We start from the raw sequence: 15,446 nt of genomic DNA, 5'->3' as shown, positions 1-15,446 counted from the left end.
TTTTATGTAACTTTATGTCTTCAATAATTAAATTGGGTTGATACAAAATAGTAACTATGAAATTGGAAAAATTGAAAAGAATTATTAAAAGTAAGCTAGTAATTTTTTTATTTTTATTTAGCTGTTTTTACACATCGGCTCAAGAAAAATATACTTTGAGTGGAACTATTAGCGATAGTAATAGTAATGAAACCCTAATTGGCGTTACTGTATTTATCCCTGAATTAAAAACAGGAGTTTTAACAAATGAATATGGATTTTATTCCATTACACTTCCTAAAGGAAAGTATTCTATTCGAATCAACTATTCTGATTATCAAAATCTTGATGAAGTACTAGAACTAAATCAAAATCTAAAAATAAATTACAAACTTATTCCGAAAGAAAACGTTTTAAGAGAAGTAATCGTAACCAGTAGTAAAAACATTACTGATATTCGAAAGCCCGAAATGAGTGTAAACAAGCTTTCAATATCAACAATAAAAAAAATGCCTGTTGTATTGGGCGAAGTGGATATACTAAAATCAATCTTATTACTTCCAGGTGTAACCAATGCAGGCGAAGGTGCTTCGGGATTTAATGTTCGTGGTGGTGGAGCTGATCAAAATTTAATCCTTTTAGACGAAGCTATGATTTTTAATTCGTCTCATGTATTCGGTTTTTTCTCAGTCTTTAATCCCGATGCAATCAAAGATTTAAAATTATATAAAGGGGGGATTCCTGCTCGATATGGCGGAAGAGCCTCTTCTGTTTTAGATATTTATCAAAAAGACGGAAGTAGTAAAGGTTTTCATGCCAATGGCGGAATTGGTCTAATCTCTAGTCGATTACTTCTTGAAGGACCAATTGTAAAAGACAAAGGTTCGTTTTTAATAGGAGGTCGAAGTTCGTATGCACATCTTTTTCTTAAGTTATCAGAAGACCAAAAAGATAACGCAGCTTATTTTTATGATTTAAATACCAAATTGAGTTACAAAATCAATCCTAACAATAATATTTTCTTATCCGGTTATTTTGGTCGTGATGTATTTAGTTTAGCAAATAGTTTTACTAATATTTACGGAAATTCAACACTAAACCTGAGATGGAACCATTTATTTTCTGACAAACTTTTTTCTAATTTGTCATTGATTTATTCCGACTATTATTATGGATTAGATTTGGATTTCGTGGGATTTAAATGGGATTCTGGAATAAAGAATTACAATATCAAGTACGATTTAAAAAATTATATTTCTGATAAATTCAAATTGAATTATGGAATAAACGCCATTTATTATGATTTCAATCCTGGTATTATTAGACCTTCAGATCCAAATTCAGGCATCAACTTTGCTCAACTTGACAAAAAATATGCTTTTGAACCAGCCGCTTATTTAGATGCTGAGCAAGAAATATCTGATAAAATTGCTATTTCTTATGGTTTACGATACAGTTTATTTTATCGTTTAGGTAATTCAAAAATAAATATTTACGAAAACAACAACCCTGTTTTATTTAATTCTGAAATGCAGATTTATGAAAAAGCAACTCCAATAGGGGTTCAGAATTATAAAAAAAATGAAACCATCACAAATTTCGGAAATCTAGAACCTCGTTTTTCACTAGCTTACCAAGTAAATGACTCTCAATCTATTAAAACGAGTTACAATAGAATGGTTCAATACCTTCAGTTAGTTTCCAATACCGCTTCTCCTACTCCATTAGATGTATGGACTCCAAGTGACTCATTCATAAAACCTCAAATTGCAGACCAAGTAGCGGTTGGATATTTTACGAATTTTTCTGAAAATAAGTATTCCTTAGAAATTGAAAGTTATTATAAAAAAATCCAAAACCGTATCGATTATATTGATGGAGCTGATTTAATTGCAAATAACGCATTAGAGCAAGTAATTTTAAACGGAAGAATGAGGGCTTATGGATTAGAAATCATGTTAAAGAAAAATGAAGGGAAATTCAACGGTTGGATTTCATACACATTATCTAGATCTGAACAACAAACTCCTGGAAGAACAATTTTAGAAACAGGTATTAATAATGGAGAATGGTACAAATCAGCTTTCGATAAAACCCATAACTTAGCCATTACAAGTGCCTATGAGTTAAATAAAAAATGGTCTTTTGGTGCGAATTTCGCATTACAATCTGGACAACCTGTGACCTTTCCTAATGGACAATATCAATATTTAGGAATCACTGTACCAAGTTATGGATTACGAAATGAAAACAGGTTACCTGCATACCACCATTTGGATATATCCGCTACATTATCACCAAGTAAAAATAGTTCGCGAAGTACAAAAAGTGAATGGGTGTTTAGTATTTATAATTTGTACAACAGAAAAAATGCAGCTGCTATCAATTTTAGGCAAAATAGTGACACAGGAAACAATGAGGCCATAAAAACCTCAATTTTCGGAATAGTTCCAGCTGTCAGTTATAATTTTAAATTTTAGAAAGTATGAAAAACATATATTATTTATCGTTCATAATATGGAGCTTCTTACTTGTTAGTTGCGAAGAAGTAATTCAGTTAGATTTAGACACTGCAGCCCCAAAATTAGTTATTGAAGCGGCTATCACATGGAAAAAAGGAAGTGCTGGAAATGTTCAAAAAATTAAACTTAGTACTACAACTAGCTTTTATAGCACTTCGCCTAATATAGCAAAGGGTGCAATTGTAAGTGTTGAAAATAGTAAAAATCAAAAATTTAATTTTGTTGAAGCCCCTAACACTGGTGAATACAGATGTTCGAATTTTGTTCCTGTAATTGGTGAAACTTATCGTTTGACAATACAATACAACGGGGATACGTATACAGCAGAAGAAATAATGCAGCCAGTGGCAGCAATTACTAAAGTGGTACAAAATAATAACGGTGGCTTTGGAGGGAATAGTATAGAGCTCAAAGCACATTATATAGATCCCGCAGTTGTAAAAAATTTCTACCTCTACAGATTTACCTATGCGACTCAAGTTACTTCTAACTTTTATACAGATGAAGATGTGTTTTTTAATGGTAATGAATTCTTTAGCATTTCCCAAAATGACGACATTAAACCTGGAGACAAAGTAGAAATCAATCACTATGGAATTTCCAGAACCTATTTTAATTATATGTCTGTTTTGGTAAGTATTGCAGGTAATAGCGGAGGCGGCCCTTTTCAATCTCCACCAGCAACAGTTCGTGGTAATGTTATAAATACTACAAAAAAAGAGAATTTCCCATTAGGCTATTTTTCATTAAGTGAATACGATTCTGTTAATTATATTGTAAAATAATTTAATAGTATTTGTTTTTTTTAAATTCGCATTATAATTATTAACCCTAAATCTTAACAAAATGAAATTACAAATTTTGTCAATTGCCCTATTTACATCAATTGTTTTTTACTCATGCGATTCTTCATTGATTCAAAGTAGTAATGCTAACAATGTAATCGAACAATCCATTACTAACAAAAAATGGAAAATTACACTTCTAAATTCCGAGAAAATTCAAGGAGACGAAAAAGACTTTTATCTTAAACTTAATTCTAATTCAAATCAATTAGAAGCCAAAGCAGGATGTAATCAACTATTTGGTGAGTTTCAAATAAAAGAAAATTTTATCTCATTTTCAAAAATTGGATCAACAAAAATGTATTGCGGAGATACTATGGCAATTGAAAATTCTTTTATTGCAATTTTATCTCAAACTAGTAAAGTGGTAGTCATAGATTCATCCAAGTTCATATTACTTACAGATGATATAGTTATTGCACAATTTGAACTAGTTAAATAAATTATCTTATTTAAATCCTGTAAGTTAAAATCTTACAGGATTTAATTCTTATTTAGTACTTTAAAAATAGATAATTTAATACATTTACGGTACTAAAAAACATCCAATGTCTTCACATCATATCGTTAGAGACGACCAAGAACCGGCTTTAATTATTGCTAATGGCGCCTCGTGCCAACCTGAATTATTAGGACAATTACTAGAGTGGTCTCCGCTCGTAGTGGTATTAGATTCAGCTATGGAACGCGTTATGGAATTGGATATCAAAGTAGATGTTTTAATAGGTGATTTTGATCGTAATTTTGATCCAGAAAAGTACCAAGAAGAACAATTTCCAATTGAAATCATTCATACACCCGATCAAAACAAAACCGATTTAGAAAAGGCATTTGATTATTTGATAGCGCGAAATATCCCTGCAGTAAATGTCGTTTGGGCAACTGGTAAAAGAGCCGATCATACTATAACTAATATAACGTCTATTTCTAAATACCGTAATGTTTTAAAAATTGTCCTTTTAGACGACCATTCCAAAATATTTTTATTATCCAAAAAGTTTGAAAAATGGTACACCGCTAACACTCCCATTTCTTTAATACCGATAGGAAATGTGACAGGAATTCGTTCTTTCAATTTATTTTACCCACTTCAAAATGACACTCTTACTTTAGGATATCGAACTGGAAGTAGCAATCATGTAACTCAAGATGGAATTGTAACCATAGAGCACGAAGATGGTGATTTACTCTTGATGGAATGTATTGATTAATATAATACCGTCGAGATTGCTTACTTTTGTAACGAAATGGAAAAACAACAAGTACTAGCACCGATACTAAAACAAAAATTACACCCTCGAAATCTTGATAATTCAGGTTATCATTTTGACCAATTAATTAATTCCTGTTCTGAACTTGCTAATTTTGTTTTTACCAATCCGCATAAGATTCAAACCATTGATTTTGCTAATCCTGAAGCTGTAAAAACACTAAACAAGGCGTTATTAGCTTTCCATTATGGAATTCAAAATTGGAATATCCCTAAAAACTACCTCTGCCCTCCCATTCCAGGTCGTGCTGATTATATTCATTACATAGCTGATTTATTAGCTGCAAGTAACAACGGTAGTATTCCACAAGGTGAAACAGTTCAAGGTTTAGATATTGGAATTGGAGCCAATTGTATCTATCCAATTATAGGAAATGGATCTTACGGATGGAGTTTTGTTGGGACAGATATCGATGAAAATGCCATTCAAAATTGCAAAAAAATCATTCAAAATAACTCTAAACTAATTGATGCAATTAGTTTGCAACTACAAACTGAATCCCGTTTTATTTTTAAAAACATCATTACTCCTGAAGATAAATTTGCTTTTACTGTTTGTAATCCGCCCTTTCATAAATCGGAAGAAGAAGCAAACAAAGGAACCCTTCGGAAAATATCGAATTTAAAACAGCAAAAGACCAAAAAAGTGGCACTCAACTTTGGTGGTCAAAATGGGGAGTTGTGGTGTGATGGTGGCGAACTGCGATTCATCACTCAAATGATTTACGAAAGTGTAAAATATACTATGAATTGTATGTGGTTTACTACTTTAGTATCCAAAAAAGAAAATCTTGCTAGCATTTATAAAACTTTAAATAAAGTAAATGCCGTCCAAATAAAAACTATCGATATGGCTCAAGGCCAAAAAACAAGTCGTTTTGTAGCATGGACTTTTATGACTTTGGAACAACGAAAAAATTGGCAATTTTAGATTGAGATAAACACTAATTTCACAAATTACACTATTAAATTGGATGAGTTGTAATTACAATTAGGTGCTTAGACCTCTTTTGTCTCTTGATTTGAATTAAGTATCTTTACCAAATGAATTTCCAAGTAGTATCTGATTACCAACCCAAAGGCGACCAACCACAAGCGATTGAAAAATTAGCTCGTGGCATCATTGAGGGTGAACAGTTTCAAACCTTATTAGGAGTAACGGGATCCGGAAAAACATTTACAGTAGCCAATGTCATTCAGGAAGTACAACGACCTACTTTGGTTTTGGCACACAATAAAACCTTGGCAGCCCAATTATATTCGGAATTCAAACAATTTTTTCCCAACAATGCTGTAGAGTACTTTGTTTCCTACTACGATTACTATCAGCCTGAAGCTTTTATGCCAGTTACAGGAGTATTTATTGAAAAGGATTTATCCATCAATGAAGAACTAGAAAAAATGCGTTTAAGCACGACCTCTTCCCTTCTTTCAGGCCGAAGAGATATTTTAGTAGTAGCTTCAGTTTCCTGTTTGTACGGTATTGGAAATCCGGTAGAATTTCAAAAAAATGTAATTGCCTTGGAACGCGACCAGGTGATTTCGAGAACCAAATTATTGCATAGTTTAGTTCAAAGTTTATACGCGCGTACCGAAGCTGATTTTAATCCAGGAACTTTTCGAATTAAAGGTGACACAGTCGAAGTTTTTCCAAGTTATGCCGATGATGCTTTCCGAATTCACTTCTTTGGTGACGAAATTGAAGAAATAGAAAGTTTTGATGTCAAAAATGCGCAGGTGCTAGAAAAGTTTGAAAAACTGACTATCTACCCCGCCAATATGTTTGTGACTTCGCCAGATGTTTTGCAAAATGCTATTTGGGAAATCCAACAAGATTTAGTCAAACAAGTTGATTATTTTAAAGAAATAGGCAAACATTTAGAAGCCAAGCGTCTTGAAGAGCGCACTAATTTCGATTTAGAAATGATTCGAGAATTGGGGTATTGTTCGGGTATCGAAAATTATTCCCGTTACCTTGATGGACGAGCAGCTGGAACACGACCGTTCTGTTTATTGGATTATTTTCCAAAGGATTTTTTAATGGTGGTAGACGAAAGTCACGTAACCCTCTCACAAGTTCACGCGATGTATGGAGGCGACCGAAGTCGAAAAGAGAACTTAGTAGAATATGGTTTTCGATTACCAGCGGCCATGGATAACCGTCCGTTGAAATTTGAGGAGTTTGAGGCGATGCAAAATCAAGTTATTTATGTCTCAGCTACTCCTGCCGACTATGAATTACAAAAAACAGATGGAGTTGTTGTAGAACAAGTCATTCGCCCTACGGGTCTTTTGGATCCAATTATTGAAGTGCGACCAAGTTTGAATCAGATCGACGATTTGATTGAAGAAATTCAGCAACGTTGTGAACTGGACGAAAGAGTTTTGGTGACCACCTTGACCAAAAGAATGGCGGAAGAATTGGCCAAATACTTGACTAAAGTGTCTATTCGATGTCGCTATATTCACTCGGACGTTGATACTTTGGAGCGAATTGAAATTATGCAAGATTTACGAAAAGGCCTATTTGATGTTTTGATTGGCGTCAACTTATTACGAGAAGGATTGGATTTACCCGAAGTTTCTTTGGTGGCCATTTTGGATGCTGACAAAGAAGGTTTTTTGAGAAGCCATCGTTCGTTAACACAAACTATTGGTCGTGCTGCCCGAAACCTGAATGGAAAAGCCATTATGTATGCTGACAAAATCACGGATAGTATGCAAAAAACGATTGACGAAACCAATTACCGAAGAACAAAGCAGATTAATTTCAATATCGAAAATAATCAAGTTCCTCAAGCTTTGAATAAGAAAATAGATTCGGCTTTTACCAAAAATCCTTTGGTGGAATACGAATTAGGACATACATTAAACATTGCGGCTGAAGCTGAAACTGCTTATTTATCTAAATCAGAAATTGACAAATTGATTCGCGAAAAGCGCAAATCAATGGAAAAAGCTGCCAAAGAACTGGACTTTATGCAAGCCGCAAAATTGCGTGACGAAATCAAAAAATTACAAGAACAAGCCGACTAATAGCATTGCTGATGGAAATGATTTTAAAAGCCTACGACCTCAAATTGAAACATACTTTTACCATTTCCAGAAAGTCAATTGATGTACAACCTTGTGTAATTGTAACTTTAAGAGACGGTAAATTTGCCGGATTTGGCGAAGCTTCTTCCAATCCCTATTATAATATTACGGTACCTATGATGATAGCTGATTTAGAAAAAATCAGATCGATTATTGAATCCTCAGGAACTGAAACCCCAGAAGTATTTTGGACCAAAATATTTCCCTATTTAAAAGACAACTTATTTGCTTTGTGCGCTTTAGACAATGCATACAACGATTTATACGCGCGCAAAAAAGGAAAGAAGTTATATGAATTATGGGGATATACCACTGAAAAAAATCCATTGACAGATTATACTATCGGCATAGCACCTATTGAAAAAATGGTAGCTAAAATGGAAGAATTGCCTTGGCCGATTTATAAAATTAAATTAGGAACACAAGAAGACATAGCCATTGTAAAAGCACTTCGACAACACAGTAACGCCATTTTTAGAATTGATGCCAATTGTGGTTGGGGTGTCGATGAAACAATTCGTAATTCAATTGAATTGAAAAAGCTTGGCGTAGAATTTTTAGAGCAACCCTTACAAGCTGATGATTGGGACGGACATAAAGAAGTGTTTAAACATTCCGCTTTACCTATAATAGCAGATGAAAGTTGTATCAAAGAAGAAGATGTAGCGAAATGCTTTCAGCATTTTCACGGAGTCAATATTAAATTGGCCAAATGTGGTGGAATTACTCCTGGAAGACGAATGATTCAAGAAGCCAAGCGATTAGGGTTACGAACCATGGCAGGTTGTATGACCGAATCTACCGTTGGTATTTCTGCTATTGCGCATATATTACCTGAATTAGATTATGTTGATATGGATGGTCCTTTACTATTGAGTGAAGATATTGCTAGTGGAGTTACTATGGAATTCGGAAAAATTAGTTATGCAGAAGGTAACGGAACCGGAGTGCATTTATTCTAAATTAAATACTATTTAAATGTACCTTTGTAAAAAATAAAAACATGACCAATAACGATATCTTTAAAAAATTACGTGTCGCTTTGATGCTTCGTGATGATCAAATAGTTGAGATTTTAGAATTAGTTGATTTTAGAATTTCGAAATCAGAGTTAGGTGCTTTCTTTCGTGATGAAAAACACGAAAACTATATGGAATGTGGTGATCAAGTGTTGCGTAATTTCTTGAATGGTTTAGTGATTCATTTGAGAGGAACCAAAGAAAACCCAAAAAATCCTAATGAGGTTTTAGCCAAACACAAAGCTGAAATTCCAAAGAAAGAAAATTCAAAAGACCGACCTGAATTTAAAGCCAGTACTAAAGATCCAGAAAAAGCAAGAGGAGATCAAAAACCCAAATCATTTGCTGGAGCAAAAAAACCGTTTAAGAAAAATAATGCTAAAGCAACTCCCAAAGTACAAGTGGTAGAAAAAGTACAATTCAAAAACGGTAAGAAAAATTCATAAAACAAAAAAATCCTGAGCTTTCACTCAGGATTTTTTTTTTATAAATTGGTTTTCTAATTAAGAAAGTGCCGCTTGAACTTGGTCAGCTGCTTCTTGGAATTCAACAGCAGATAAGATTGGCATTCCTGAATTATCAATTAATTCTTTTGCAATGGCAGCATTAGTACCTTGTAAACGAACAATGATTGGCACTTTAATTGCATCACCCATATTTTTGTAAGCATCAACTACACCTTGTGCCACACGGTCACAACGAACAATTCCGCCAAAAATATTGATTAAGATAGCTTTTACGTTAGGATCTTTTAAGATAATACGGAAAGCAGTCTCAACACGTTTTGCATCAGCAGTTCCTCCTACGTCAAGGAAGTTAGCTGGTTCAAAACCTGCATATTTAATCAAATCCATGGTAGCCATCGCTAATCCAGCTCCGTTTACCATACATCCTACAGTTCCGTCAAGATCAACATAGTTTAATCCAACTTCTTTTGCTTCTACTTCAATTGGATTTTCCTCACGGATATCACGCATGTCAGCATATGCTTTTTGTCTGTATAAAGCGTTATCATCAATATTTACTTTAGCATCTACAGCTAAAATTTTATCATCAGATGTTTTTAATACTGGGTTAATTTCAAACATAGAAGCATCTGAACCGATATATGCATTGTATAAAGAATCGATGAATTTTACCATTTCTTTAAACGCATTTCCAGAAAGTCCTAAATTAAAAGCAATTCGTCTTGCTTGGAATCCTTGTAATCCAACAGCTGGATCAATTTCTTCTGTAAAGATTAAATGTGGAGTGTGTTCAGCCACTTCTTCGATATCCATTCCACCTTCAGTAGAATACATAATCATATTGCGTCCCGTAGCTCTGTTCAATAAAACAGAAACATAAAACTCAGAAGTTTCACTTTCACCAGGATAATACACATCCTCAGCAATTAAAACTTTATGTACTTTTTTTCCTTCAGCAGAAGTTTGAGGAGTGATCAATTGCATTCCGATGATTTGCTCAGAAATCTCTTCTACTTGTTGTAAGTTTTTAGCCAACTTAACTCCACCACCTTTTCCACGACCACCTGCGTGAACTTGTGCTTTAACAACGTACCAACCTGTTCCGGTCTCAGCTGTTAATTGTTTTGCTGCAGCAACAGCTTCTACTGGACTATTAGCTACAATGCCGCGTTGAATGCGAACTCCGTAACTAGATAAAATTTCTTTTCCTTGATATTCGTGTATGTTCATAATTAAGAATTTGTCTGCTTCACTGAAATTATTTTCAGAGTAAAAGTGGTACAAAAATAACAAAATAATACACAAACAATAAATTTTTTTTAATAAAAAAGGGCAAAACACAAATAATCATCAATACAATTATAAAATAAGGTCATTTCATTCTAAATTTAAATTTTTCAGACAAATTTGTTAGAAAAAAATAAATCTGAATGAAACCTATCCTCTAATGCATAAAACCTAAAATAAAACACTAAAACTTATTACTTCAATTTGTCAAAAGCATAATTCGACCTAGGTAAAAAAACAAAATCGTCATTTAAAGATGTCTTTTTTAGCATTATGGTAAAAATGAATGGAAACAAGGCTAGTAAGGCATTAACTATCCATAAATCTTTAATTTTGTAAAAAAAATAATAAGCATGATAGTTAAAGAACAAGGCCTTTATTTACCAGAATTTGAGCACGACAATTGTGGCGCTGGATTTATATGTAATTTGAATGGAATTAAGTCGAATGATATCATTCACAAAGCACTTGATATCCTAATTAAATTAGAACATCGCGGTGCTGTAAGTGCTGATGGAAGAACTGGTGATGGAGCTGGAATTCTATTTGATATCCCAGATGCTTTTTTTAAGAAAGTATGTGATTTCGATTTGCCAGAAGCTCGTGAATATGCTGTAGGTATGCTTTTTTTACCAAAAAGTCAAAATCAAGTAGATTTTTGTATCTCTACTTTTGAAAGATGTGTTCAAGATCAAAATTTACAAATATTAGGTTGGAGAGATGTTCCTGTAGATGTTTCTAATTTAGGTCAAATTGCAGCAGAAAAAGAACCAACAATCAAACAAGTTTTTGTGGGTAAAAATGGTTTGCAATTGACTGAGCAAGAATTCAATGCCAAGTTATTTGCTGCGAGAAAAATTTCGGAGCATACAATTCGAAACTCCAAAACTTCAGAAAGTCACAGATATTACTTCACTAGTTTATCTACTACAGTAATCATATATAAAGGTTTGTTAATGCCAGAGGACATTAGTAGATACTATACTGACTTAGCAGATACTGATGTAGTTACCCGACTAGCTTTGGTTCACCAACGTTTCTCTACCAACACTTTCCCATCATGGGATTTAGCGCAACCATTTAGATACATGTGTCATAATGGTGAAATTAATACATTAAGAGGAAACGTGAGCCGTATGCGTTCTCGTGAAGAATTAATGGAGAGTCCAGTTTTTGGTGATGATATCAAAAAATTATTCCCAATTATATTAGAAGGAAAATCAGATTCGGCTTCCATGGATATGGTAGTTGAATTATTGATTATGACAGGGCGTTCTTTACCAGAAGCTATGATGATGGTCGTTCCAGAAGCTTGGGAAAAACACCAAACCATGTCGAAAGAAAAGAAAGCGTTCTATGAGTACAATTCTTGTATTATGGAGCCTTGGGATGGTCCTGCTTCAATACCTTTTACAGATGGAAATGTAATTGGGGCATTATTGGATAGAAATGGATTACGACCTTCTCGTTATACGTTGACAAAAAGCGGATTTGTAATCATGTCATCTGAAATTGGCGTTTTGGATATTGATCCAGAAGATGTAATTCAGCACGGTCGATTAGAACCTGGAAAAATGTTCTTGGTGGACATGAACGAAGGACGAATTATTGAAGACGAAGAAGTTAAAAATGCCGTTGTAACTAAACGTCCATATCAAAAATGGTTGGACGAAAACTTGGTTCAATTAGCAAAAATACCATACACCAATAACCCAATTCCTACAGAAAGTATTGATTTTCATACTAGACAACGTTTGTTTGGTTACACTATTGAAGATTTAAAAACAATCATTAACCCAATGGGGGCAAAAGGAGCTGAGGCGATTAGTTCTATGGGTAATGACACACCGCTTGCTGTTTTATCTGAACAACCCCAACTATTATACAATTATTTCAAGCAATTATTTGCTCAAGTTACCAATCCACCGTTAGATGGTATCCGTGAAGAGATTATTACAGATATCAGTTTAGCTATTGGCGGTGACTACAATATTTTTGACATTAGTGCTAAACACAGTAAAAAAATAAAAATTCAAAATCCAGTTATTTCTAACGAAGATTTAGATAAATTACGAAATATTGAACATTCTGATTTCAAATCAGTTACTATTTCTACATTATACAAAATTGAAAAAGGAGTTAATGGATTAGAACGTTCTTTGGAAAAATGTGTACAGGCGACATTCAAAGCAGTAGCTGAAGGCTGTAATATAGTTATTCTCTCAGATAGAGGTGTTACCGAAAAACTTGCTCCAATACCGATGTTATTAGCTTGTTCATACATACACCACACTTTAAACAAATTAGGAGTTCGTTCTAAATTCGGAATTATTATTGAATCAGCAGAACCACGTGAACCTCATCACTTTGCTTTATTATTTGGATACGGTGCCAGTGCCATCAACCCTTATATGGTGAATGAGATTATTCATGACCAAGTAAATGAAGGTCATATTACAGGAGTTAAAGCAGATTATGCTATTGCCAATTATAACAAAGCCATCGCAAAAGGAATTGTTAAGATTATGAATAAAATTGGTATTTCTACCTTACATTCCTACAGAGCTGCACAAATTTTTGAAATTCTAGGCTTAAACAAAACGTTTAGTACTAAATATTTCCCTTTCACTCCTTCACGAATTGAAGGTATTGGATTAATGGAAGTTGAAAAAGAAATCAAGAAAAGACATCAAAAAGCGTTTCCTAATTCTAAAATTGCCAACTTATTACCTTTAGAAATAGGTGGTATTTACAGATGGAGAAGATCAGGTGAAAAGCACATGTTCAATCCTACCACTATTGCTAAACTGCAACAAGCGGTTCGTTTGAACAGCCCTGAAGCCTACCAACAATATTCTGATATGGTCAACAATCAAAGTAAAAACTTGATGACCATTAGAGGTTTATTTGAATTCAATAATTTAGACCCAATATCTATTGACGAAGTAGAACCTTGGACAGAAATCGTTAAGAAATTCAAAACGGGTGCTATGTCGTATGGTTCAATTAGTTCTGAAGCACACGAGAATTTGGCTATAGCCATGAATAGAATTGGTGGCAAAAGTAACTCTGGAGAAGGTGGAGAAGATCCAAAACGTTTCCAAAAAGAATTAAATGGAGATTCAAGAAATAGTGCTATCAAACAAGTTGCATCAGGTCGTTTTGGTGTGTCAATAAACTATTTGACTAATGCCAAAGAAATACAAATTAAAATGGCTCAAGGAGCAAAACCTGGTGAAGGTGGTCAACTTCCTGGAGAAAAAGTAGTGCCTTGGATTGCAGAAACAAGAAATTCAACACCTTATGTTGGTTTGATTTCTCCTCCTCCACACCACGATATTTACTCTATTGAAGATTTATCACAATTGATATTTGACTTGAAAAATGCCAACCGTGAAGCACGTGTAAACGTAAAATTAGTTTCTGAAGTTGGAGTTGGAACTATTGCTGCGGGTGTTGCCAAAGCAAAAGCTGACGTCATCTTAATTTCAGGATACGATGGAGGAACAGGTGCTGCACCATTGACTTCATTACAACATACCGGTATTCCATGGGAATTAGGATTAGCCGAAGCACAACAAACCTTGATTCTAAATGACTTAAGAAGCCGTGTCGTTTTAGAGTGTGACGGACAATTAAAAACCGGCCGTGACGTAGCTATCGCTGCTTTATTAGGAGCTGAAGAATTCGGATTTGCAACTGCTCCATTAGTAGCTTCAGGTTGTATTATGATGAGAGCTTGTCACTTGAATACGTGTCCGGTTGGAATCGCTACACAGGATCCAGAATTGAGAAAGAATTTCAAAGGAACTCCAGAACATGTCATTAACTTCATGTATTTCATTGCTGAAGAGTTACGACAAATTATGGCGCAATTAGGATTTAGAACCTTGAAAGAAATGGTAGGTCAATCACAAAAATTAAATGTGAACAAAGCGATCGATCATTACAAAGCCAATGGTTTGGATTTATCAACTATTCTTTACAAACCAGAAAAAGCGAGTGTAGTTCCAAATAACAATACTACAACCCAAGATCACGCTTTAGAAAACGTATTGGATTTTGATATTATCAAAGCCGCTATTCCTTCTATTTATAGAAAAGAAAAAACAAGAGTTACTTTTAATATCAAAAATACGGACCGTTCAGTTGGTGCAATTTTAAGTAACGAAATTTCTAAAATATACGGTGCAAAAGGCCTTCCAGACGATACGATCTTAGTAGACTTTACAGGTTCTGCAGGACAAAGTTTTGGAGCTTTTGCTACGAATGGATTGTCATTCAAAATCCACGGTAACTGTAATGATTACTTAGGAAAAGGACTTTCTGGTGGTAAATTAATTATCAAAGTTCCGCCAACAGCAACTTTCAAACCAGAAGAAAACATCATCATTGGTAACGTTGCCCTTTACGGTGCGATTACAGGTGAAGCCTACATCAACGGTATGGCAGGAGAACGTTTTGCAGTTCGTAATTCGGGTGCAACAGCAGTTGTAGAAGGAATTGGAGATCACGGTTGTGAATACATGACGGGTGGAAACGTAGTCATTTTAGGCAAAACAGGTAGAAACTTTGCAGCGGGTATGAGTGGTGGTATTGCTTACATATACGACCCTGAAAGAAAATTCGATTCAACCGTTTGTAATATGGAAATGGTCGCTTTCGAAGAAAACGAAGCTGAAGACATCACTAAATTGAGACGTTTGATCAAGAATCATTCTATGTATACTAATAGCCCATTAGCAAAACGAATTTTAGCGGATTGGGAGAATCAACAAAAACACTTTATCAAAGTGATGCCAACAGATTACAAAAAAGCATTACAAAGATTGGCAGAAGAGGCCCCCCAACCCCCTAAGGGGGAGCTGGTTGAAATAAATAGTTAATATTTATTTAGGCATCTCAAAAATGAAAATGAATTAATAACAAAATAAATACTCCAAGTTACCTCTCCCCCTCCT

Annotated in this window: 10 protein-coding genes; 9 read left to right on the top strand and 1 reads right to left on the bottom strand. The window is 34.3% G+C overall.

All coding sequences use genetic code 11. The features are described from left to right. The first annotated feature begins 56 nt into the window (after positions 1–56). The 8 genes from LPC20_RS06640 (at position 57) to LPC20_RS06605 (ending at position 9,177) form a co-directional block, all read left to right on the top strand. Positions 57–2,459, top strand: a complete 2,403-nt coding sequence (locus LPC20_RS06640; protein ID WP_229323724.1) for a TonB-dependent receptor — start codon at positions 57–59, stop codon at positions 2,457–2,459. Positions 2,460–2,464: 5 nt separating this feature from the next. Further along, complete coding sequence (locus tag LPC20_RS06635) at positions 2,465–3,286, top strand: DUF4249 family protein (protein ID WP_229323722.1); 822 nt, start codon at positions 2,465–2,467, stop codon at positions 3,284–3,286. Positions 3,287–3,347: 61 nt separating this feature from the next. Beyond that, complete coding sequence (locus LPC20_RS06630; protein ID WP_229323720.1) at positions 3,348–3,788, top strand: META domain-containing protein; 441 nt, start codon at positions 3,348–3,350, stop codon at positions 3,786–3,788. Positions 3,789–3,894: 106 nt separating this feature from the next. Next, positions 3,895–4,557: a thiamine diphosphokinase gene (locus LPC20_RS06625; RefSeq protein ID WP_229323718.1), complete on the top strand. Its 663-nt coding sequence runs from the start codon at positions 3,895–3,897 to the stop codon at positions 4,555–4,557. A gap of 36 nt (positions 4,558–4,593) precedes the next feature. Next, complete coding sequence (rlmF, locus tag LPC20_RS06620; RefSeq protein WP_229323716.1) at positions 4,594–5,547, top strand: 23S rRNA (adenine(1618)-N(6))-methyltransferase RlmF; 954 nt, start codon at positions 4,594–4,596, stop codon at positions 5,545–5,547. Between the two features lie 113 nt (positions 5,548–5,660). After that, on the top strand, positions 5,661–7,652 hold the full coding sequence (gene uvrB, locus LPC20_RS06615) for an excinuclease ABC subunit UvrB (RefSeq protein WP_229323714.1): 1,992 nt from the start codon (positions 5,661–5,663) through the stop codon (positions 7,650–7,652). A gap of 11 nt (positions 7,653–7,663) precedes the next feature. Then, positions 7,664–8,674 (top strand): dipeptide epimerase, encoded by a 1,011-nt coding sequence (locus tag LPC20_RS06610; RefSeq protein WP_229323712.1) that lies wholly within the window; start codon positions 7,664–7,666, stop codon positions 8,672–8,674. 41 nt (positions 8,675–8,715) lie between these two features. Then, complete coding sequence (locus LPC20_RS06605) at positions 8,716–9,177, top strand: DUF1456 family protein (protein WP_229323710.1); 462 nt, start codon at positions 8,716–8,718, stop codon at positions 9,175–9,177. Positions 9,178–9,234: 57 nt separating this feature from the next. Here LPC20_RS06605 and sucC read toward each other — a convergent pair whose 3' ends face one another. Continuing rightward, positions 9,235–10,428: an ADP-forming succinate--CoA ligase subunit beta gene (sucC, locus tag LPC20_RS06600; RefSeq protein WP_229323708.1), complete on the bottom strand. Its 1,194-nt coding sequence runs from the start codon at positions 10,426–10,428 to the stop codon at positions 9,235–9,237. A 410-nt stretch (positions 10,429–10,838) separates the two neighbouring features. Here sucC and gltB point away from each other — a divergent pair, with 410 nt between their 5' ends. Continuing rightward, a complete protein-coding gene (gltB, locus tag LPC20_RS06595; RefSeq protein WP_229323706.1) occupies positions 10,839–15,371 on the top strand; it encodes a glutamate synthase large subunit in 4,533 nt (1,510 codons plus the stop codon). Positions 15,372–15,446: the final 75 nt, after the last annotated feature.

It is taken from the genome of Flavobacterium ammonificans, from assembly GCF_020886115.1.
GTDB lineage: Bacteria > Bacteroidota > Bacteroidia > Flavobacteriales > Flavobacteriaceae > Flavobacterium > Flavobacterium ammonificans.
This window is presented reverse-complemented; position numbering and strand designations above follow the sequence as displayed.

What these genes read in the sequence shown, in the direction of transcription:
- LPC20_RS06640 (WP_229323724.1), top strand. Translation starts at nt 57, where the DNA reads ATGAAATTGGAAAAATTGAAAAGAATTATTAAAAGTAAGCTAGTAATT.
- LPC20_RS06635 (WP_229323722.1), top strand. Translation starts at nt 2,465, where the DNA reads ATGAAAAACATATATTATTTATCGTTCATAATATGGAGCTTCTTACTT.
- LPC20_RS06630 (WP_229323720.1), top strand. Translation starts at nt 3,348, where the DNA reads ATGAAATTACAAATTTTGTCAATTGCCCTATTTACATCAATTGTTTTT.
- LPC20_RS06625 (WP_229323718.1), top strand. Translation starts at nt 3,895, where the DNA reads ATGTCTTCACATCATATCGTTAGAGACGACCAAGAACCGGCTTTAATT.
- rlmF (WP_229323716.1), top strand. Translation starts at nt 4,594, where the DNA reads ATGGAAAAACAACAAGTACTAGCACCGATACTAAAACAAAAATTACAC.
- uvrB (WP_229323714.1), top strand. Translation starts at nt 5,661, where the DNA reads ATGAATTTCCAAGTAGTATCTGATTACCAACCCAAAGGCGACCAACCA.
- LPC20_RS06610 (WP_229323712.1), top strand. Translation starts at nt 7,664, where the DNA reads ATGGAAATGATTTTAAAAGCCTACGACCTCAAATTGAAACATACTTTT.
- LPC20_RS06605 (WP_229323710.1), top strand. Translation starts at nt 8,716, where the DNA reads ATGACCAATAACGATATCTTTAAAAAATTACGTGTCGCTTTGATGCTT.
- sucC (WP_229323708.1), bottom strand. Translation starts at nt 10,428, where the DNA reads ATGAACATACACGAATATCAAGGAAAAGAAATTTTATCTAGTTACGGA.
- gltB (WP_229323706.1), top strand. Translation starts at nt 10,839, where the DNA reads ATGATAGTTAAAGAACAAGGCCTTTATTTACCAGAATTTGAGCACGAC.